The 21,869-nt window shown below is 39.3% G+C and carries 16 protein-coding genes and 2 tRNA genes; 11 read left to right on the top strand and 7 right to left on the bottom strand.

The features are described from left to right. Window positions 1–54 precede the first annotated feature (54 nt). Window positions 55–780 (bottom strand): queuosine precursor transporter, encoded by a 726-nt coding sequence (locus tag LV92_RS00090; RefSeq protein ID WP_111621669.1) that lies wholly within the window; start codon window positions 778–780, stop codon window positions 55–57. A 138-nt stretch (window positions 781–918) separates the two neighbouring features. On the opposite strand from LV92_RS00090, the gene LV92_RS00085 reads away from it, so the two are divergent. Next, window positions 919–2,997, top strand: a complete 2,079-nt coding sequence (locus LV92_RS00085) for a DUF5723 family protein (protein ID WP_111621668.1) — start codon at window positions 919–921, stop codon at window positions 2,995–2,997. A 97-nt stretch (window positions 2,998–3,094) separates the two neighbouring features. On the opposite strand, the gene LV92_RS00080 is transcribed toward LV92_RS00085, so the two are convergent. Both LV92_RS00080 and sppA read right to left on the bottom strand, forming a co-directional pair. Further along, the gene (locus LV92_RS00080; protein WP_111621667.1) at window positions 3,095–3,988 is read right to left on the bottom strand and encodes an alpha/beta fold hydrolase; all 894 of its coding nucleotides are present in this window, start codon (window positions 3,986–3,988) and stop codon (window positions 3,095–3,097) included. Window positions 3,989–4,273: 285 nt separating this feature from the next. Continuing rightward, window positions 4,274–6,034, bottom strand: coding sequence for a signal peptide peptidase SppA (gene sppA / locus LV92_RS00075; protein WP_111621666.1), 1,761 nt, complete (start codon window positions 6,032–6,034; stop codon window positions 4,274–4,276). Between the two features lie 185 nt (window positions 6,035–6,219). On the opposite strand from sppA, the gene folK reads away from it, so the two are divergent. Next, window positions 6,220–7,365, top strand: a complete 1,146-nt coding sequence (gene folK, locus LV92_RS00070; RefSeq protein WP_111621665.1) for a 2-amino-4-hydroxy-6-hydroxymethyldihydropteridine diphosphokinase — start codon at window positions 6,220–6,222, stop codon at window positions 7,363–7,365. 346 nt (window positions 7,366–7,711) lie between these two features. Here the strand turns inward: folK and LV92_RS00065 are convergent, their stop codons facing one another. Beyond that, window positions 7,712–8,242, bottom strand: a complete 531-nt coding sequence (locus LV92_RS00065; RefSeq protein ID WP_111621664.1) for an RNA methyltransferase — start codon at window positions 8,240–8,242, stop codon at window positions 7,712–7,714. A gap of 209 nt (window positions 8,243–8,451) precedes the next feature. On the opposite strand from LV92_RS00065, the gene mutS reads away from it, so the two are divergent. The 9 genes from mutS to LV92_RS00020 all read left to right on the top strand — a co-directional run bounded on the left by mutS (window position 8,452) and on the right by LV92_RS00020 (window position 16,263). Beyond that, on the top strand, window positions 8,452–11,028 hold the full coding sequence (gene mutS / locus LV92_RS00060; protein WP_111622295.1) for a DNA mismatch repair protein MutS: 2,577 nt from the start codon (window positions 8,452–8,454) through the stop codon (window positions 11,026–11,028). 167 nt (window positions 11,029–11,195) lie between these two features. Further along, a tRNA-Gly gene (locus LV92_RS00055) sits at window positions 11,196–11,271 on the top strand. Window positions 11,272–11,302: 31 nt separating this feature from the next. Beyond that, window positions 11,303–11,386: transfer RNA gene (locus tag LV92_RS00050), tRNA-Leu, on the top strand. A gap of 74 nt (window positions 11,387–11,460) precedes the next feature. After that, window positions 11,461–11,709 (top strand): hypothetical protein, encoded by a 249-nt coding sequence (locus LV92_RS00045; protein ID WP_111621663.1) that lies wholly within the window; start codon window positions 11,461–11,463, stop codon window positions 11,707–11,709. 251 nt (window positions 11,710–11,960) lie between these two features. Continuing rightward, window positions 11,961–12,812, top strand: coding sequence for a 3-keto-disaccharide hydrolase (locus tag LV92_RS00040; protein WP_111621662.1), 852 nt, complete (start codon window positions 11,961–11,963; stop codon window positions 12,810–12,812). A gap of 566 nt (window positions 12,813–13,378) precedes the next feature. Beyond that, entirely contained in the window at window positions 13,379–13,831 is a 453-nt protein-coding gene (locus LV92_RS00035) for a hypothetical protein (RefSeq protein WP_111621661.1), read from the top strand. 183 nt (window positions 13,832–14,014) lie between these two features. Continuing rightward, on the top strand, window positions 14,015–14,650 hold the full coding sequence (locus LV92_RS00030) for a SanA/YdcF family protein (RefSeq protein WP_111621660.1): 636 nt from the start codon (window positions 14,015–14,017) through the stop codon (window positions 14,648–14,650). A gap of 23 nt (window positions 14,651–14,673) precedes the next feature. Then, window positions 14,674–15,933, top strand: coding sequence for an NRAMP family divalent metal transporter (locus LV92_RS00025; protein WP_317046747.1), 1,260 nt, complete (start codon window positions 14,674–14,676; stop codon window positions 15,931–15,933). Between the two features lie 138 nt (window positions 15,934–16,071). Next, the gene (locus LV92_RS00020; protein ID WP_111622293.1) at window positions 16,072–16,263 is read left to right on the top strand and encodes a hypothetical protein; all 192 of its coding nucleotides are present in this window, start codon (window positions 16,072–16,074) and stop codon (window positions 16,261–16,263) included. 68 nt (window positions 16,264–16,331) lie between these two features. Here the strand turns inward: LV92_RS00020 and LV92_RS00015 are convergent, their stop codons facing one another. From LV92_RS00015 to LV92_RS00005, 3 genes are all read right to left on the bottom strand, one after another. Next, window positions 16,332–18,263: an OmpA family protein gene (locus tag LV92_RS00015; RefSeq protein WP_111621659.1), complete on the bottom strand. Its 1,932-nt coding sequence runs from the start codon at window positions 18,261–18,263 to the stop codon at window positions 16,332–16,334. Window positions 18,264–18,276: 13 nt separating this feature from the next. After that, on the bottom strand, window positions 18,277–19,269 hold the full coding sequence (locus LV92_RS00010) for a PorP/SprF family type IX secretion system membrane protein (RefSeq protein WP_111621658.1): 993 nt from the start codon (window positions 19,267–19,269) through the stop codon (window positions 18,277–18,279). Between the two features lie 8 nt (window positions 19,270–19,277). Beyond that, a partial coding sequence (locus tag LV92_RS00005; RefSeq protein WP_146613490.1) for a T9SS type B sorting domain-containing protein occupies window positions 19,278–21,869 on the bottom strand: 2,592 nt, incomplete at its 5' end.

The following is a 21,869-nucleotide window of genomic DNA, read 5'->3' as shown; positions in this document are numbered from 1 at the left end:
TAATATATTTAAAATATTGGCCCACTCGATAAGAACAGCGAAAAGCAAGTTTTATTATGCCTCAAGATCAATTTCCTGATTTACTTTCAAATTGAATCGCCTTCTAAAGAGATATACGAAGAAATAAAGGAAAGGGGTGTCCAAGAAGGCCACAATTACCTTAAAAATAAAACCGCTGATCACCAGGCCGTAGAACATGGACCAAGGTAGCACCTTAAAAATGCATAATAGGCCAACAACGGTAAAGGTATCTATAAATTGGGAAAGGAAGGTTGAAAAATTATTGCGCAACCAAAGATGTTTTCCTTTGGTAAGTTTTTTCCAGAAATGATATATACCAATATCCACGTATTGGGCAAAAAGATATGCCAACATAGAGGCAAATACAGCAATTGGCGATAGGGCAAATACATGGCTAAACACCTCATCCTGCACTGGAGAACCAGGCAATGCCGGTACCCAATTGGCCAGCAATACAATTCCCATAGAAAAAAATGAGGCAAATATCCCTGCCGTTACAATTTGGTTTGCCTTTTTCCTGCCGTAAATTTCCGAAATAAGGTCGGTAATCAAAAATGTAAGGGGATAAGGTAAAATACCCACCGATATTTCAAATAATGAGGCTCCAAAGACAGTAACATCGCCAAAAGGTCTCCAATAAAAAAATTTTTGGAAAATTAAATTGGAAACTACCAGGGATGTAATGAACAATGCCCCCAAATAGAGATATATCTTAAAAGCCAACCTCTTATCCTCCTCTTTTAAAACTGTGTATGCCATAGAAGCATTATAAATTTTAACATTTTATAATTTAATCCCAATTAAAGCGTTCCTAAACTTTGTGCCCTGAAAAAAAGCCAAATTTACACGAACAGGGATCGATTAACAATAAAAAAGAAATAAACTAAATTTTTAAGCATGAACAAAAGCATTTTAACCGCATTCATTATTTTAATTGCCGCAACGGTACAAGGCCAATCTTACATTGGTTTTGGAACTGACAATTACAATGGGGTGCATGGCGTAATATCCAATCCCGCGAATATTGTTGATTCAAGATTTAAAACGGATATCAACCTTATTGGGGTTAGCGGACTTATTGGAAACGACTATTACAGTGCAAAATTCGGGGATATACTTAAAGACGATTTTGATTTTGACGATGATGGAACAAAATCCCCAAAAAATGCCAACAACGCCTATGGCAATGTTGATATTTTAGGACCCTCGTTCATGTTTAATATCAATTCCAGGAATTCATTGGCAATATTCACCAGGGGAAGGGTATTTTTTAATGTAAACGATATTAATGGAGATACCTATGATAATATTTCCAACGAGTTTGACGAAAATGAAGACTTCAATGTAAATGAGGGCGATTATCAAATGAGCGCCAATGCCTGGGCAGAAACAGGAATTACCTATGCCACAGTACTTGTGAACCAAGAGCAACATTTTCTAAAGGGAGGTATCTCCCTAAAATACCTAATGGGATACGGCAACGCCTATTCCAGTGGAAAGAATATAGTTATAGATTATGATGCCGACGGATCAGGGACCACTGGAAGTATTGACTCCCAAGGTGAAATAGCCTACGGCAATAGTGATAACATCACCAACGATTTTGAAGACTATGAATTTGTCAAGAGTGCAGATGGCTTTGGGGTGGACCTAGGTTTTATTTACGAATGGAGACCGAATTTTGCGGACTATACCGTTACCGATAAAGATGGCAATCCCTACGCGCCAAAGGACATCAACAAATACAAATTGAAATTTGGACTATCCCTAACAGATCTAGGCAGCCTTAAATATAAAGGCACAGAAAATGCCTATGACATTACCAATTCTATTAGCGAAGACGATTTTGACAATGAAGAAGGGTTTGAGGACAAATTGAACAATCTGTACACACAGATCAGGTCCGGTAACGCATCAAAAGCTGTTTTACCAACCGCCCTGCATTTAAATGCCGATTGGAATATAAACAATCACTTTTATATGAATCTAAATACCGATTTATCTATAACCTCTAAAAGCAATTCCAATACCAACAGTATTGCCAATATTGTTTCGCTTACCCCTAGGTTCGAAAGCAAATGGTTCAGTTTTTATTCCCCAGTAAGTTATGTGCAAAATTTAGGTGTACAGTGGGGTGCAGGATTAAGGGCAGGACCGCTTTATGTAGGTTCTGGATCCATTTTAACAGTATTGACCAGCGACCAATCCAAAGGTGCGGACGTTTATGCCGGACTAAAAATACCAATTTATCAATCTAGGCCAAAAGACAAGGATGATGATGGTGTACTTGACAAGGTAGATGGATGTCCCGAGGTTCCAGGTCCTATAGAAAACAATGGATGCCCTTGGCCAGATACGGATGGCGACCAGGTGTTGGACAAGGATGACAATTGTCCAGAGGAAGCTGGAATTATAGAAAACAAAGGGTGTCCCTGGGAGGATACCGACAATGATGGCGTATTGGATAAGGACGACAACTGTCCTGAAGAAGCCGGAGTTGTAGAAAACCAAGGATGTCCTTGGCCAGATACCGATGCTGATGGCGTATTGGACAAGGATGACAATTGTCCCGAAGTTCCAGGAACGGTTGCCAACAACGGATGTCCCGAGCTTACTGAAGAAGTTCAAAAAACTTTAAATGAGTATGCCAAGACTATTTTGTTCAACTCGGGAAAGGCTACCATTAAAATTGAATCTACCAATGTCCTAGTGGACATTATGAAGATCCTTAACGAATACCCTAATGCCACTTTCACTGTTGAAGGTCATACGGATAGTATAGGTAGTGTACCTTCCAACCAAAAGCTTTCCGAGGAACGTGCACTTTCCGTCAAGAATTTCTTGGTAGAAAAGGGAATAGACAGTGCCAGACTTACTGCCATTGGATATGGAGAAAGCAAGCCCATTGCTACCAACATGTACAAAGCAGGGCGTGCAGAAAATAGACGAGTGGAAATAAACTTGGTGAAAAATTAATTAATAAACCAAATAGAATAAGGCCGTCCAACCATTTGTGGGACGGCCTTTTTTTTACCTATTTCATTGTCTAAATGCAAAACCAGAATTTCCAAAACTAAAAATCTCGATCCCTATCCTCAATTTTCCTGTATTTTGTAATAAAGAACTCATTGGCAATCCTATTAAATTCATCTGCATGGGTCACCAATGTATAATGTCCGGAATTGGGCAAAATCCACAAATATGCCTTTGGAATATTTTGAAATATCTTTAAGGTGTGACCAGGTTTAATAACATCGTGATCCCCTCCCACTACCAATGTTGGTGCGCTTATTTTATGTAATTCGCCCACATGAATATTTGGCTGTTCCGCCAATAACTTTACATACTTGTAAACTATAGAATCCAATGGGGTTTTAGCAACTTTTTCACTAAACATTTTTTCAAACATATTGTAGGTTTTCGTAATCCTTTTCAATACATCCGTTGAAACTGCTGACGAGTCCGGCTGCAAGTTAGCCCCCGTTATGACCAATTTTTTAACTTTTTCAGGATGTCTTATCGCCATTAACAAGCCATTTACACCTCCATCACTCCATCCCAAAACGTAAGCAGAATCAATTTTCATTTGCGAAAGTAAGGCTGCATAATCATCTGCCATCATTTCATAGGAAAGGGAATCCAACTTATCTACCGATTTACCGTGATTTCTGCTATCGGCTACAATAACCTTATACTCTTTCGAAAAAAAGGGTATCTGTTTAACAAAAGCACTGATACTCGACCCATTACCGTGAATTAAAAGTAAAGGCTCTCCTTCACCATAGGTTTCGCAATACATTTTGAAGCCCCGAATATCGTAATATTTCCCGGCATCCGGATTGTTACCATAATTGGTGTTTTTTATTAGACTATCATATTCCTTCTTAATTTCATCCAATGAATTTTGTCCAACGGAAACAAAACAAGAACATAACAAAATTACCCATACCAGAGTGGTTTTAGTCATTGTAACTTGTGATTTAATTTATGATAAACTTAAAGAACTTAATATCTATAGGAAATCGCATAAAGATGTGATTTTGGACGAACAACAAAATTTAAGATAATGGGTTGGATAATGATTGCAGCAAAAGGTTAGCCTGCAAATTGAAACATCCCATAAAATTGGGAAAAAAGTTAAGATTATAATTCCTAAAACCGAAAATTCCAATACACCTTTAAAATCAAAAAAGCCCGTCCCAATGTATTTGGACGGGCTCTTTGATTGAATCCTATTTGGATTAAATATGTTCTATTTGATATTCAAGGTGAAGGGCATTCTGGCCTGAATCCCTTTGTTTTGCATGGCCATTTTTATCTCCTTTAGGATGGCATAGGCCTCGGCCCCAATTTCCTGTTGTATAATGGTTTCCTTACTCTTGGAAGTAGCACCTCCCAAATCTTCCATTAACCTCTCAAAATCTGATTTATACTTGGGAAGTTTTCTTATTCCATAGTTGTCCAAATCTACCATTTTAGCAGCCGCTGCAATAGCCTCATCCAGCCCTCCCAATTCATCTACCAGCCCTAAGCGCTTGGCATCCACTCCACTCCATACCCTACCTTGGGCCAAACTATCGGCTTGTGCCGTGGTAATTCCACGGCCCTGGGCCACCCTATCCAAAAATGTTTCATAGGTGGCTTCTATCCCTTCCAAAACGTTACTTCTAAAACTGTCGTTCATGGGTTCAAATAAGGAATAGTCTACCGAGTTTTTGTTGGTCCCCACCTGTTCGGCATTGACACCTATATTTTCGGCTAGTTCACTTATATTGGGAATAGTTCCAAAAACTCCAATAGACCCGGTAATCGTAGTTGGTTCGGCAAAAATCTTATCGGCACCCGCTGCAATGTAATAACCTCCCGAAGCAGCAACATCGCCCATGGAGACCACCACTGGTTTGGATTGCTTGGTAATTTCGATTTCGCGCCAAATAATATCGGAGGCCAATGCACTGCCTCCAGGGGAATTTACCCTCAACACTATAGCTTTTACATCCTCATCTTCCCTGGCTTTTTTTAAGGCGTCATTAATAATTCCCTGACCTATTACATCAGAGCCACCTTCCCCGTACCAGATTTCTCCTTGGGCATAGATTACCGCAATCTTATTCTTGCCACTATTTATTTTTATTTTGCCGGCAGTTCGTATATAATCGGATATAGGGACATAATTGATATCTTTTGCCGTATCTATCCCCAGCTTTTCCTTAATCATGCTTTCGTATTCATCAAAATACACCACCTCATCGATCAAGCCCGATAAAGCTGCGTATTTTGAGGTCCGGGTCCCCAAAGTATCCGCGATATGGTTCAAATCTTCAACGGAGATATCCCTACTTTCCGAAATGTTGGTAAGCATGGATTGCCATAAGGCATCCAACAACTCCTTGATCTGTGTCCTATTGGCCTCACTCATTTCGTTGGCCAAAAATGGTTCTACGGCACTCTTATATTTCCCATGCCTAATTACCTCCATTTTAATACCGGTCTTTTCCTGTAGATCCTTAAAAAATAGCACTTCTGTAGAGAGTCCTTTAAAATCCATGGCGCCAACTGGATTAAGGAATACCTCATTGGCCGCACTGGCCAGATAATAATCCTTCTGCGTATAAAAATCTCCATAGGCATATATAAACTTCCCACTCTCGCCAAAATCGGTCAATGCGTCCCGAATGGCCTGTGTTTGGGACAAACCGGCCATAAGCACATTATTGTTGAGGCTAATCCCTTTTATTTTGTTGTCTTGCTTGGCAACGCGAATGGCATGCAATATTTCGTCCAATCCCTGATTTACATTGAAAAGTCCGGCAAAGGGATTGGATTCATCCATCCCCACATAATCATTGATAGGGGTCTGCAATTGAATTTCTAAAACGGAATTGTCCTTGACCACTACAGTATCATCGCCTTGACCGATGAGGGCAGCTAAAACAAGAAACATGACAAACATGATTCCAAAAGCGATAAGACATCCTATAATTGCAGCTAATAAATTTCTTAAAAAGTTCATTCCTCGTATGTATTGCTAATAACGTGCAAAGATAACCAATGTAGCATTGTCGCAATTATAAATGTTGAATTTTATAGCCTTTAACCTTGTTATCCACAAATTAGGAAAGCCCACTAAAAATTGGTCCTGTTTTTGGTATTTCCCTTTATGAAGTTAATTACTTTTGTTTTCTTTGCCCTCCTATTATGAACAAGACCACTACAACATATCTTTCACTTGGAAGCAATCTCGGGGATAAACTCAACCATTTGCAGGAAGTGGTATTTTTAATCCAAGCCAGTGTTGGCGAAGTCGTAAAAACATCCCCAGTATACGAAACGCCAGCTTGGGGTTTTGAAGGTGACAATTTCTTCAATGCGTGTATTACGGTAGAAACCTCACTTACCCCAACCGTTCTTTTGGAGAAATTACTGGAAATTGAAACAAAGTTGGGTAGGGAGAGGAATAAAGGTGAAGGCTACTCCTCCAGGACCGTAGATATCGATATACTATATTTTGGTAAGGAAATAATAAAAACCGATTTACTAACCGTCCCCCACCCCAACCTGCAATTGAGACGGTTTGTACTTAAACCTTTGGCGGACATAGCTCCACAGTTCTATCATCCAATTCTAAATAAGGATACCAGAAACCTATTACAGGAATGTAAGGACAAAAGTAATATTACAAAAACGCCCCATAAACTATATACAAATAGGTCACAGCTTTTTTCCCAATTGGAGTATATTGCTATTGAAGGTAATATTGGTGCGGGAAAAACGACCTTGGCCCATAAGATTGGTCAGGATTTTAATGCCAAATTGGTCTTGGAGCGATTCGCCGACAACCCATTCCTGCCCAAGTTTTATGAGGATCAGGGTAGATTTGCCTTTCCCTTGGAAATGTCCTTTCTAGCCGATCGCTACCAGCAATTTATGGACGATACTTCCCAGTTTGATCTGTTCAAGAACTTTATGGTTAGCGACTACGACATCAACAAATCCCTAATTTTCGCCAAGGTCACCCTTCAGGAAGAGGAATTTAAACTGTACAGGAAGCTCTTTAATCTTATGTACAAAGAGATAAAAAAACCGAAAATATACATTTATCTGTACCAAAACACGGAACGGTTACTACAGAATATAAAGCAAAGGGGAAGAGATTACGAACAGAATATAGCGCCAGAATATTTGGAGCAGCTAAACCGGGGATATTTTGATTATTTACGAAGTTTTCCTGAGCAAAATAATTTAGTTTTGGATATTAGTGAATTGGATTTTGTGGAAAATCAGGCCGATTATGAAACAGTTCTGGACCAAATCCAGAAATATGCTGTGAAACTCTCATTTTAAGATAATTTTCACATATTATTTGCACAGGACAAATCAATTTATTTACTTGCGCCTCCAATAAAGTCGTTTTAAGCCCTTTTGCTCATCAAAAAAATTGATGGAAAGACTTTAAGGTTTTAAACTAACTAACTCAAACTATATAGTGCCAAACCCAACCAATCGGTTGGGTTTTGGTTTTTTAAGCTTTATTTTTATTCCACTTATAAGTATTTCCACGTGTATGTGTGGCAGAATCAATTACCGATACTACCCATTGTAGGAGTGCATTAGAATATGCTCAATTTGCTTTAAAACAGTTTATCGCAACAGCAGTGGGGTTCAACTTAAAAATTGAAAGGGAATCGATTTATGATTTCAATTTGGCCCAGAGATCCCAAACCACAATACCCACACTGACCGAAATATTTAGGGAATGTTTAGTACCGTATTGCGGAATTTCCAAGACCAGGTCGCTACCTGAGACTACCTCTTGGGAAACCCCCTTTACCTCGTTTCCAAAAATTAGGGCATATTTTTTATTTTCTTCCGCCTTAAAGTCGTTCAACATAACAGCATTCTCGGCCTGTTCAACAGCAAGCGAAGTATAGCCCCCTAATTTTAATTCTTGCAATAGCTCCAAGGTACTCTTTCTATATTCCCAGGCAACACTATCAGTAGCCCCAAGCGCTGTTTTATGTATTTCCTTGTGTGGTGGGGTTGCTGTAATTCCACATAGGTATATCTTTTCTATCAAAAAGGCATCGGCCGTTCTAAATACCGATCCAATGTTGTTCAAACTCCGAACATTGTCCAACACAATACAAATGGGTGTTTTTTCCACCTGTTTAAACTCGTCTACATTAAGTCGGTCCAATTCGCTATTCTCCAATTTACGCATCTAATCCAATTTTAATTTTAACTAATTTCCTAACTTTACCAAGGACATTAACTAGGCCAAAACGGCATAAAGTTATCCCCAAAATATCAACAATAGTGTACATTCCAGTAGATAAACCTTACATTCGTTGTTTAGGAAAGGAATGCAAAAATAAGTTAATAAAATCGCTTTTGGCAGACTCGGGAAAAACAAAAAAGGTAACCCCTTTAATGAAGCAGTACAATACCATAAAGGTGAAATATCCTGATGCACTATTATTGTTCCGTGTTGGGGATTTTTATGAGACTTTTGGGGAAGATGCCGTTAAGGCTTCAAAAATACTGGGCATTATTCTTACCCATCGGAACAATGGTGGTGATAGAACAGAACTAGCTGGTTTTCCACACCATTCCTTGAACACCTATTTGCCAAAATTGGTAAAAGCGGGACAACGGGTTGCCATATGCGATCAGCTGGAAGACCCAAAACTTACCAAGACCATAGTAAAAAGAGGCGTTACCGAGTTGGTTACCCCTGGGGTGGCCATGAACGACGATATCCTTTCGGCCAAGACCAACAATTTTTTATGTGCAGTTCATTTTGGACGAAAAAGATTGGGGATATCCTTCGTGGATATATCCACAGGCGAATTTCTAACTTCGGAAGGCAATGAGGAACAGATAGACAAATTGCTCCAAAATTTCTCTCCGAACGAAGTATTGATATCAAAAGCCAATAAAAAGGAATTTTTGGAGGTCTTCGGCAAAAATTTCCATACATTTTTCACAGAGGATTGGATTTTTCAGGATGATTATGCCCTGGAGACACTTACCAATCATTTTAAAACAAAAAGCCTAAAGGGTTTTGGCGTAGACCATTTGGCCCATGGTATAGTAGCGGCAGGGGTTGTCCTACATTACCTTTCAGACACTCAGCACAGGCAATTACAGCACATTAATACCTTACAACGCATTGCGGAAGAGGAACATATTTGGATGGATAGGTTTACCATAAGAAACTTGGAGCTTTACCATTCCAACAATCAAAATGCGGTTACCCTTTTAGATGTCATAGACAAGACTATCTCTCCTATGGGCGGTAGAATGTTGAAAAGATGGTTGGCCCTGCCATTAAAGAATATCGAAAAAATACGAAGAAGACATCAGGTAATTACCCATTTAACGGAAAACGAGGTTGCCCATCATAAATTACAGAGCGGCATAAAACTAATAGGTGATCTGGAAAGATTAATTTCCAAGGTAGCCACGGGAAAAATAAATCCAAAGGAGGTAGTTCAGCTTAAAAATTCCTTGGAGGCCATTGTCCCCATAAAACAGATCACTACCAAAAGCAAGAACGAAGCCTTGAACCTCATTGGGGACCAATTACATACCTGCGATATGCTGAGAAGCAAAATCAAAGAAATGGTAAGTGAGGAAGCTCCGGTAAATATGTTAAAAGGCAGTACCATTGCCAAGGGCTATTCCGCAGAATTGGACGAGCTAAGGGGGCTGGCCTTTTCCGGCAAGGATTATCTGGATAAAATGTTGGAACGGGAAACCCAACGTACCGGTATTAGTTCTCTGAAAATAGCCTCCAACAATGTTTTTGGTTATTATATAGAAGTGCGGAACACCCATAAGGACAAAGTACCGGAAGATTGGATCCGAAAGCAGACCTTGGTCAACGCCGAACGCTATATAACCGAAGAGCTCAAGGAATACGAAGCTAAAATACTGGGAGCAGAAGAGCGCATTCTAAGTTTGGAACAACAATTGTTCTCCCAGTTGGTGGTCTGGATGCAGGAATATATAGCCCCCATACAAAACAATGCTTTTCAAATTGCCCAGTTGGACTGTCTCTGTGGTTTTACCCAATTGGCCAAGGAAAACAATTATGTTTCCCCGGACATGGACGATTCTACCGAACTATCTATTATTGGCGGAAGGCATCCTGTCATTGAAAAGCAATTGCCGTTGGACGAAGCCTATATAGCCAATGATGTTACCCTGAATAGGGACGAGCAACAGATCATTATGATCACCGGCCCCAACATGAGTGGTAAATCGGCCATCCTAAGACAAACGGCCCTCATAGTATTATTGGCCCAAATGGGCAGTTTTGTACCGGCAGATTCTGCCAAAATTGGTTATGTAGACAAAATATTTACCCGGGTAGGTGCCAGTGACAATATTTCCATGGGCGAATCTACCTTTATGGTGGAAATGAATGAAACGGCCTCCATTCTAAACAACCTCTCTGAACGCAGTCTGGTACTTTTGGATGAAATAGGCAGGGGCACCAGTACTTATGACGGTATCTCTATAGCTTGGGCCATTTCGGAATATCTACATGAGCATCCTGCACGGGCAAAAACATTATTTGCCACCCATTATCACGAGCTCAATGAAATGACCTCCACATTTACACGTATCAAGAACTTTAATGTCTCGGTAAAAGAATTGAAGGACAATGTTCTTTTTTTACGAAAACTCACCCCAGGTGGCAGCGAGCACAGTTTTGGTATTCACGTGGCCAAAATGGCCGGTATGCCCCAACAGGTGATCCACAAAGCCAACAAAATTCTTAAGAAGCTAGAAAAATCACATTCCAGTGAAGAGCTTTCCGATAAATTACAATTGGTTCAAAATGAAATGCAACTAAGCTTTTTTAATTTGGACGACCCTTTATTGGAACAGATAAAGGAAGAAATCACCCATTTGGATATCAACACTTTAACCCCTGTTGAAGCCTTGATGAAACTCAATGAAATTAAGCGTTTGCTCACCAAAAAGAAAAATGCATAGAGGATGTACCGGAAGGCCATTTGGCCCATAAATCCCGCCTAAAATATTCACCTTGGGCACATTATAAATATTTTGATTCTTTTTAGCGAAAAGTTCTTTGCTTTTTATAGAATTGTATTAAATTTGCTCCCGCATCTGAAAAGGATGCAACGTTCATTACATAAATTGCGAAAATAGCTCAGTTGGTAGAGCGCCACCTTGCCAAGGTGGAGGTCGCGGGTTCGAATCCCGTTTTTCGCTCCATTGTAAAATCTATTCTGCCTTGAGCAGCTAGGCTCGAGTGGTGGAATTGGTAGACACGTTGGACTTAAAATCCAATGGACATTAGTCCGTGCGGGTTCAAGTCCCGCCTCGAGTACAAATGAAGAAAGACCAAAGTGAAAGCTTTGGTTTTTTTGTGCCTTCATTTTTGCCAAATTTATTTGGGTAAAAATGAAGGAAGCAAAAAAAGTAGTCCTGCAAGGACTGGTCTTTTCTTATCAACATGTTCGAATGGGGACTCGCCGCAAGGCAATTGTCGCCTCGAGTACAGATAAGTGGAAAAGCCCTGACCTTTTGGTCGGGGCTTTTTTGTTTTGGGCGCTGAGCCAAATTTATTTGTGCGAAATCGGGCAAAGCAAAAATACGGCATATAGTGCCGGCTTTTCCACTTTCAACATGTTCGAACGGGACTCACCATAAGCCCCGAATACTAAAGTCTATGCTCAGGCTCCGCATTTATTGCGAAACATTTATTTCATTGATACGGACAATAAGGATTTAGGGAATACCATTATCTCTAGCAGAAATCATTTGAGCAAAGGAATCCATATTAAGTTACAAACCAAAACCGTATTTACCCTTTGAATCAAAAAAGATAAATGACCTCTATGATTGGCCCGATGTCTTAATTTAAAATACTATTTTAGTTCCTCTAAACTATAATTCATCTTATGAAAGCCAAATCTAACAAAGCACTTTTCACCCTTTTATTAATCATTGGGCTAGGTCTAATTTCCAGTGAATGTTCAGCACAAAAAAATGTAAAGTGGAAACAATTGTTCAATGGTAAAGATCTTAATGACTGGCAAATAAAAATAAGGTACCATAAATTAAACGATAATTTTGGTAATACTTTTCAGGTAAATGACGGAAATATTCAAGTAAGATATGATCAATACAGCAAATTTGACGAGCAATTTGGACATCTGTTTTATAAGGAACCTTTTTCTTCCTATTTAATAGGTGTTGAATATAGGTTTGTTGGGGACCAAGTTAAGGAAGGACCGGGATGGGCCTATAGAAACAGTGGTATAATGGTCCATGGTCAAGATCCGTTGACTATGTCGGTAGACCAGGATTTCCCAAACTCCATTGAGGTACAGTTACTGGGAGGAAATGGCACGGACGAACGTTCTACGGCCAATCTTTGCACCCCGGGTACCCAATATGAAATTGACGGTAAAATAATAAAACAACATTGTACCAATTCAACTTCAAAAACGTACCACGGGGATCAATGGACACGGGTAGAAGTACTTGTATTAAGGGATTCCTTAATTGTTCATTATGTAAACGGAGAAGAAGTTATGCGTTATACCAAACCCCAACTAGATCCAAAAAAGGGATCGGAACAAGGGGAACTTCTAAAATCTGGAAGCATTTCCTTACAAAGTGAAAGTCACCCTCTAGACTTCAGAAAAGTAGAAATTATTGATTTGGAAAAGTACGAGGACAAACCTAAGAAACTCGAAAAGGTAATCGCTAAACTAATGGCCCAAAAACGTGTAGCATTGCAAGAATAAATATTACCATAGCCAAAGAACAAGTTTTGCTGCCTCATATTTAACTGCATTACCTTACTAATTGGATTATTTTACAAATAATGTTCCTTTAGTAATAACAGTGCCCATATTCATTATCTTTGTTAAAAACAATTACTATGGCAAAGAGTCAAGATGCAAAGAAAAATGTAAAAAAGGAACCAGTTTTATCCGCCAAGGAAAAGAAAGCTGCAAAAAGAGACAAGAAATCCAAAAAATCCTAATGTAGAAGGTATGTATTACGCTTAATACTATTTTATTGACTTTCATTAGGTATCTATACGTGGTCTTTTTTTAAACGAAAACAAGGTTTCGCGGGACTTGTTTAAAGTAAAACCACCGAACGTGTGATTCAATTTTGATATACATCATACCTATATTTTCATTTATTATAGTGCAGTTTACCTTAAAACAGGATTAAATTAACCTCAATTACACTTTAAAGTAGTCTTTATTTTACAATTCATCGATTATTTATACCGATAGAAGTTTTAATAGAATATTGATCCAATTATTTTAGAACCTTTGATTAATAAATCCTCCATAAAATGAAAAAATATATTTACTTATTCCTAGTATCAATTTCTCTAATTATTTCTGGTTGTAGCAAAGACGATTCGTCTTCAAAATCATCAACTAGTGTTAAATTGTATACATTGAGCTCCGTTTCCAATTCGAATATTTCTGGTAAAGTTACCTTTAAAAAGAATGAGGACGGATCAACAACTGTTCTATTGGAAATAAACGGTTCTTCCCTGGATATACATCCGGCATTTATTTATTTTAACAACGCTGCAACAGGTGGAGAGGTAGCTATAACCCTAGCACCTATTGACTGCGATTGCGAATCCAGTAGCACAATTGTAACTACCTTGGATGATGGAACACCAATTACCTACGAACAACTTTTGAAATTTGATGGTCATATTAAGATTCATCAAAATGAAGATCACTTGGAGATTGTTATCACAGAAGGTAATATTGGTGCAAATGCCAGCTAATCCAATTAAGATTTAAAATAGTATTAAATAAACCCCGACCTTAAACGTCGGGGTTTATTCATATAAACATAATATCTTCCGTTTTGCCCATTGGACAGAACCGGGGCATTAATATTGAACTAAACCATAAACAATTTCCAATAAGATTGAATTGCTTACCTTGAACCTTTATTATAGTGCCCGATGAAAAAGAAAATTAGCATTTTATTTCTACTTGGAGTAGTCGGGATTTATTTGATTTTGGCCAGCTGCGATAGTATTATAAAAAATTCCACCGAAAATAGAACCTATTGGAACTTAAAAGAGGTTCCCAAAAACAAAGTAGGCCTCGTCCTAGGCACTTCCAACAGGCTTGTAGGTGGAGGATCCAATCCTTATTATACGAATAGAATCAAAGCAACCCTTGAACTATTTAAGGCTGGAAAAATAGACTATGTTCTGGTCAGTGGAGATAATAGCACCCAGTACTACAACGAACCAACAGTTTTTAAGAAAGACCTAGTGCTGGGAGGAATACCGAGTGAAAAAATCTTTTTGGATTACGCTGGTTTTCGCACTTTGGATTCTATGGTTAGGGCCAAGTTCATTTTCGGATTGGACAGTGTTACTATTATATCCCAAAAATTCCATAATGAAAGGGCCATTTATTTAGCGGAACAAAAAGGATTGTTTGCCATAGGTTACAATGCAGATGATATCTCAATAAAACAAGGTTTAAAAATTCACATCAGGGAGTATTTTGCACGGGTAAAAGTATTTATTGATTTAGCTCTCAATACACAACCAAAATTCTTTGGGGAGAAAATTGAAATCAAGTAAACTTAGCTATATTTACTCCCACTATGTCAATTGTGGCTTCCATACAAAAACTGATTAAAAACCTTGGTCCTGGTCTACTTTTTGCCAGTACGGCCATAGGAACTTCCCATTTAGTATTATCCACTAAAGCGGGTGCCCAATATGGATGGATAATGGTAATCCCCATTTTATTGGCCAATATCTTAAAATATCCGTTTTTTGAATTTGGAGTCAGGTATACCAATATCACCAATAAAACACTTATAGAAGGCTACCTTAATCGTGGCAAGGCTTATCTAATCTTCTATGCCATTATTAACTTGTTCAGTACTTTCACCATACTCGCCGCCCTCTATGTGGTTACCTCCGGATTGCTTATTAATCTTTTTCAACTAACCAACACCACGGTCAGCACCGTAGCTGGTGGACTTTTTATTCTAATCTGTGTTCTACTTATCGTGGGACGGTATAAATTTCTGGAAATCTCACTGAAGTATGTGATATCCATTTTGTTTTTGGCCCTTTTGGTGACTACAATTTTGGTAATCGCCAACGGGAAAGTTGCAGAAGTAGAAAACTTTAAAACACCCATAATTTTCAATGAAGTGGGAATTCTTTTTTTAATAGGACTAATGGGGTGGATGCCAACAGCTGTGGAAGCCTCTAGTTGGATAAGTCTTTGGAGCATTGAAAAATTTAAAAATTCCAAAAAGAAACCCACATTAAAAGAGGCCCTCCAAGAATTTAAGTTCGGTTATTTTACAACAGCTATTTTGGCCATTTTTTTTATGATTATTGGCTGGTTCACCCTCTATGGCACCAACACGGAATTGAGCAATAGCGCCGTAGTTTTTGCAGACCAATTGGTTCAACTGTTCACCACTAATATTGGGTCATGGGCTTACATTTTAATAGCTATAGCCGCATTTGCCACCATGTTCAGCACCTGTATTACTGCACACGATGCTCTTAGCAGGGTAAGTGTTGACATCTTAAGCTTGCTGTTCCCTAAAAGGGAGGTTATAAAAAATAAAGGATTTGCTATCGGAGTGCTGCTTCTAGCTGTAGTTAATTATATGGTCATAAGTACCTTTTCTGCCAATATGGGGTTACTAGTTGCACTGGCTACCTTTGTTTCATTTGTTATGGCACCGATCATAGGCTATATGAATCTAAAGAACGTAATGAGCCAGGAGATACCAGAAATGCATAGACCTGACAGAAACCTGCAAATATTGACCTATCTCGGTATAATCTTTCTCACACTATTTTCCATTTATTATTGTTGGATGCTATTGTTTTAACTGAAAGTAACTATCAATGGCATTCCTATGAGTGGATCTTGGTTATTTTAAGTGTTTAGTGAAGACTTAACAGCATAAATTTGCATTTGGCAATTCTATCCCCAATCTTTGTAGAATATGAAGAAGAAGCGCAGAATAATGAAATTGATACGTATAAAGAGAAATACAAGGAACGAGAAGCGATATAATTCCAAAATGGGGATCCTATACACCAGGGTAACCTATATTAAAGAAGTGATTTTCGGTATTCCGGTTAGAACACTCCATAAATACAGGGAAACCTACTACGGCAAAATCAAGGACTGTAGTGAGTGTAATTTGGCAAGATAACCGGCAATGGCCCTTCGTTTTATAACACAAAGTCCAAGGAAAACAATTTTACAAATTACAAAACTCCCTTAAAACAGCAGGTTGTAATTAAGTACAACTATTAGGGACCGCTCGTTCTTGTTGTGCAACATATCCAAGCAAAAAACTCCATCCTTGCAACCATTCAAGAGCTTTTCCTCACCATATCCTATGGAGTAAAGTATACTCCCCGCTGGCACGCCCTGTTGTATAAGATACTTTTTAACAGCATCCGCTCTTTTTTGAGATAAGGTAAAATTGGAACTGGACCCACCCCTACTATCGGTATGTGACTCCACTCTCAGTTGTAATTGGGGAAATCTACTCATAACATCGACCACCTTATCCAACTCTTGGGCAATTTCGGGGGTAATATTGTTCTGACCCTTATTAAAATAAAACTTCTTTAATTTTATAACTGTTTGATTCTCTTGCTCCTCCACCAAATCGTCCAAAAATTTAATTCCCATATTGAAGGCTTTTTCTTGGATTTCTGCCAATTCACTGTCTTGATAAGTCACGGAAAATATGGAATGTTTCTCTTTGGTAGCTTCAATGGTAATGTTGTTCTGAAAAGGAATTTCAATATTATAATCGCCATTCTCGTCGGTAAATATTTCTTTAACCAACTTTCCATCTTTGTCGATTAGCCTAACTTGGGCCTTGGAGACCCCATTATTGGAAGTAAGGTTAACCACTTTCCCCTTTAATGCCAAGGTTTTTAATCCCGGCTTTTCTTTAACATTAAAGCCATATATATCATCCCCACCTTTACCTCCGTCCCTATTGGACGAAAAATAACCCAACAGCCCATTGGTGTCATTATTCTTGATAATAAACCCAAAGTCATCTTTTTCAGAATTTATACCTGGCCCAAGATTGACGGGGATACTATAAGAGTTGTCCGTATGGATGGTAGATTTATAAATATCCATTCCCCCTAGACCATAAAATATATCCGAGGAAAAATACAAGCTGTTCTCAAAAATAAACGGAGCAATTTCATTCCCTGGAGTATTAATTCTGGGTCCCAAATTTGTTGGGGCCGACATTATTACGCCGTCATTGGTGTACACAAAATAGATATCCGTACCGCCATAACCGTCACCAAAATCAGCTGCAAAAAATAATCTGCCTGTAGCCGCCTCGTAAAAAGGATAATAAAAAGAGGTATCGGGATCCCTCAAAACAAACTTAAATAAACCTTGGCCAGTGGTCATACCAATCGACAAGGCATTTTTGCCATTGTCACTAAACTGTAAATTCTCGCCATCCGAATTGGACAGAACATAGAAAATATTGTTCAACTCCTGGGAATAAAAGGGTGTGGCCCTATGGAATTTAGTATCTGGGATACCCTTGAACGGTTGTGGATCCGAAACATTGCCCTGAAGGTCAATTTTGGACTCGTAAATATTAATGTATGCTTCTCCCGATGGTCCATAAATCTTCTTGGATCCATCTGGCCTATCACTTGAAAACAACAATTTGTCTTTATAAAAAGTAGGTGAAAAGTCGGCCTTTGCACTATTTCCATTTATATTGAATACCTCAAAATCCAGATCCTCATTACTATTGGTAGCTATTAATTCATAATTAAAAATCGAATTCTCTACCAATTCTTTAGGTAATTTATCTTCTTTAGTAGCCAAATAGGCTTTTACTTTTTCTACTTCCGAGGTTTTGGCCAAGGACTGCAACATTTTATTAAAGTGATATTGGGACATAGTAGTATCTTTCTGGTAAATGTCCACGTAGATATCCGACGCATTTTTGAAGTTCCCTATTTTCATATAGGAATCCGCTAGGTTTAAATACTGCGTATTGGAAAGTTTGGATTCCCTCAATTCTTTTTGATATTCAATAATAGCCTGATTGTAGGAATATTCAAAAAACAATATATCCCCTTTGGATTTCTTTTGCTGTGCAAAACCGAAGGACGACAAAATGATAAAAAATATAACTACGAAATTAAACTTCATATTAATACATGTTTTAGAAAAACCGAGGACTGTCTATCTGTTTAGGCATACCTTTTTGATCTCTTTTATTGTCCTTTTTACTTTTCCCTATTGATCTACCCAAATAAAACTTCAAAATTACTTCATGTGAACCTTGACTATATTCCCCTAATCCATTGGTATTATAATCATAGGAATACCCAAGGAACAGACTGTTGGAAATCTGCAATCCGGCCAAGCCACTTAATGCGTTGTCCAATCTGTAGGACGCCCCTAAAGTTACTATATCGTTAATTAAAAAATTCGTCGACAAATTCAGGTTTAAGGGCAGGCCCTTTAAATAATTCATTAAGAATGCCGGTTTAAATTTAAGGCCTTCCGAAAAATCAAAAACATAACCACCTATAAAATTAAACTGCATTTTATCTTCCACAATATTAGCCACCTCGTCAGCATAAATGCCCGACGTTAAAAAATTGGGCACCGATAAGCCCACATACCAATTTTCTTGGTACATAAACATCCCTGCACCCACTGTAGGGTAAAATTTATTAAAGGTGTCCGCATTATTGATCAAGGGCTCATTAGGGTTTTCAAAATCGCCTTTGGTATAATCTACATCAAGCAATGAACCTCCTGCATCTACCCCAAAGGACAGTTTGGTTTCGTCCGATATCTTCACCTGAAAGGAATAGGCCAAATCTATATATGTTTGGGTGGTAGGCCCCAATTGATCACTTACCACATTAAATCCCAAGCCATTTTTTTCATTGGCCAAGGGTAGATTTACGCCAAACCTCAATGTTTTTGGTGCCCCTGGTATTCCAGACCATTGCACACGGTACAAACCCGTAATATCTGGAGTCTCCACCGTACCCACATAGGCAGGGTTAAAACTTCCTATATTGTACATATATTGGGTATACTGAGGTTCTTTCTGCGCAAAAAGCATGCCCACAGAAAAAAACAGTAGGCTACAAAACAATAAAATATCTCTATACCCTTTATCGTATATTCTTAAATTCATAGTCTATTTTATCTTATGATTTGGATCCAACCTTTTCGAACTTCCGTTCCATCGCCTAGATCCAAGATATAAAAGTAGGTCCCTTTTGGCAAATCTCCATTATTTCCTGTCCCCATCCAAGTATTGTCATAGCCATTGGCAGAAAAAACTTCATTGCCATAGCGATCATAAACTTGTAGGGTATTATCTGGGTAATCGGTTATACAATTGATATATACCGTATCGTTTATACCATCTCCATTTGGGGATATCTGATTAAAGAGGAACCCACATTCATCCGACGATCGCGGTGTCACTGTTACACTAGCATTTGCCCTATCGTTGGTCGCATTACTATCTTCAGGAAAAGAGTCTACTATAGCTGCAATATTCTGGTAGGTACCCACTTCAGGTACTATGGCAGTAATAGTTAAAGTATTGACCTCATCTGCCAAAACCTCATCCAATTGCCATACCCCTGCCACTGCATCATATACCCCCTTAGTAGCAGAACTACTTACGTACTGGAACCCGGTTGCAGGGCTTACAAGATCGTTCACCCTTATATTGGTCACCATAATCTGACTTAGGTTGGTCAAGGTTACAGTAAATATAACTTCCCTACCCACCAAAACACTTTCCTTATCCACAGTTTTCTCAAGGGCAAGGTCAATTCGGCATGCATCGGAAATATTAGGAATACAAGGATTATTGTTGGCGGGATCCAGTTGGTCCACAATACCATCATTGTCCGAATCCAAAATATTGGAATCAAGGGCATCTATTATTCCGTCACCATCGGTGTCGATAGGATTGTTTATATCCGGCCCCACTTCTACCCCATCGTCTATACCATCCGCATCCGTATCTTTATTATCAGGATCTAAGCCCAAAGCTATTTCATCCCTGTTGATAATCCCATCTTCATCATTATCCCCGGTACAGGTAGTTACGGTAATAGTAACCTCCACACTTTCATCTACGCAAGGAGAAACAGCAGTATTGGTCGTAAACCTAAAAATGTAGTCCCCATCTGCCGCACCTTCAAAATCCACAATATTGCCAGTGGCTATTGTGACCGCTGTTGGGGGAGTCCCTACTATGCTCCAAACCCCGGTCGAACTTCCTATCCTGGTAGTATCCAAATCCACAGTCGTAGGCCCACCGCCGGTTATACTGCAAGCTGAAGTATCCGTAGCTGTACCAGTATCTACCAGATCATTGACTGTTATTGCAACCGCTTGCCGCTCCGAGAAACAACCATTGGCAAAAGCCTCTACATAATAGGTAGTAGTAACACTTACACTGGTAGAAAAGCTACTTCCTTCTTCCAACGAAACCCCACCCGATTCCGAAGCGTACCAGAACAAACTACCACCAGCTGTTACCGTTGCGCTTATTGTTGCCATACCCGTTCCGCAAATCGTTGCTGGGGTGGTACTCAGTATTTCTGGAGGCTCATTACGTACCAAGGTAACTTCCAATGGTGGGCTAACACAGCCCGTACCTGAATTATACAGAAAGCCATAAAAAGTAGCCTCAAAATCTATTACACTGGTACTTAACCTGGCTCCAGTAACCAAAAAATCACTGTTACTGCTCCATATCAATTCAAAACCAGCAGGTATGGCAGTGTCCGTATAAGCATCCAAATCTTGGATAAAGGCATCACAAAAAATAGTTGGAGTGCTATTTATTAAAGGCGCCTCAATGCAATTATCATTATCGGCAATGGTACCTATACCTTGTGACTTGCTAATTAGGGCAAAGCCGGTAGCACCGGTCAAATTCACAAAAAAGGTTTCCGTATTCTCTGCTTCGGTATCGTTATTAATATTAATAGTTATTGTTCTAGTCTGTCCATTCAACCCCGAGAAGAAAAGGGTGCCCGAATCTGCTACATAATCGGATCCGGCCATGGCAGTGTTATTCGCAGTTTCATACGTAACAAATGTCCCCAGAAGTACAGTTCCATTCAAAGTTACTGTGAAGGTAGCGGTACCATCATCTTCATTGACCAGCACATCATCTATAGTAACTCCGGCGGTAATTTTCGTTGAAGTATCCGTAAATGCATTCCCAATATTACCCACATTATCAGTAAGAGTTACACTTAAAGTAATATTCCCATCAGCAAGACCGCTCAAATTGATACCGGAGATTGTCTGCCCGGCCCCTGTCACTGTGCCTGTTCCCGTTACATTGGTCACACCCTCGGAACTACTGAAAATATAATTGTACGTAGTACCTACGGTCGCCCCCGAAAAGGTGAAGCTCACGGCCGTTTGATTACTGGTAGTAATTGGGTCCTGGTTAATGTTTGCGGTATAGCCTACTGGCGGTGTATTATCGTACACCCTGTTATAGGGCGTAGCCGCCGTGTTCCCATTACCAACTCCATCGAGGGCCAATCCAGCCGCCACATTTATCGTCACAGTTCCATCTGCAGCGGGAGTAATATCGGCCGTATAGGTCGTCCCAGTACCTCCAAAATTGCCGGCCGTGCCATTGGTCACACCGATATCGCCCAACACAAAGCCCGTTACGGCCTCGCTGAAGGTGATCGTTATTGGGATCGGGTTCGTATTCGTAGGCGAGCCAACGGCCGAACTGATCACAAC

It is taken from the genome of Arenibacter echinorum (assembly GCF_003259375.1).
GTDB classification, from domain to species: domain Bacteria; phylum Bacteroidota; class Bacteroidia; order Flavobacteriales; family Flavobacteriaceae; genus Arenibacter; species Arenibacter echinorum.
Note: the sequence above shows the minus strand (reverse complement) of the source record. Positions and strands in the feature narration are given on the sequence as shown.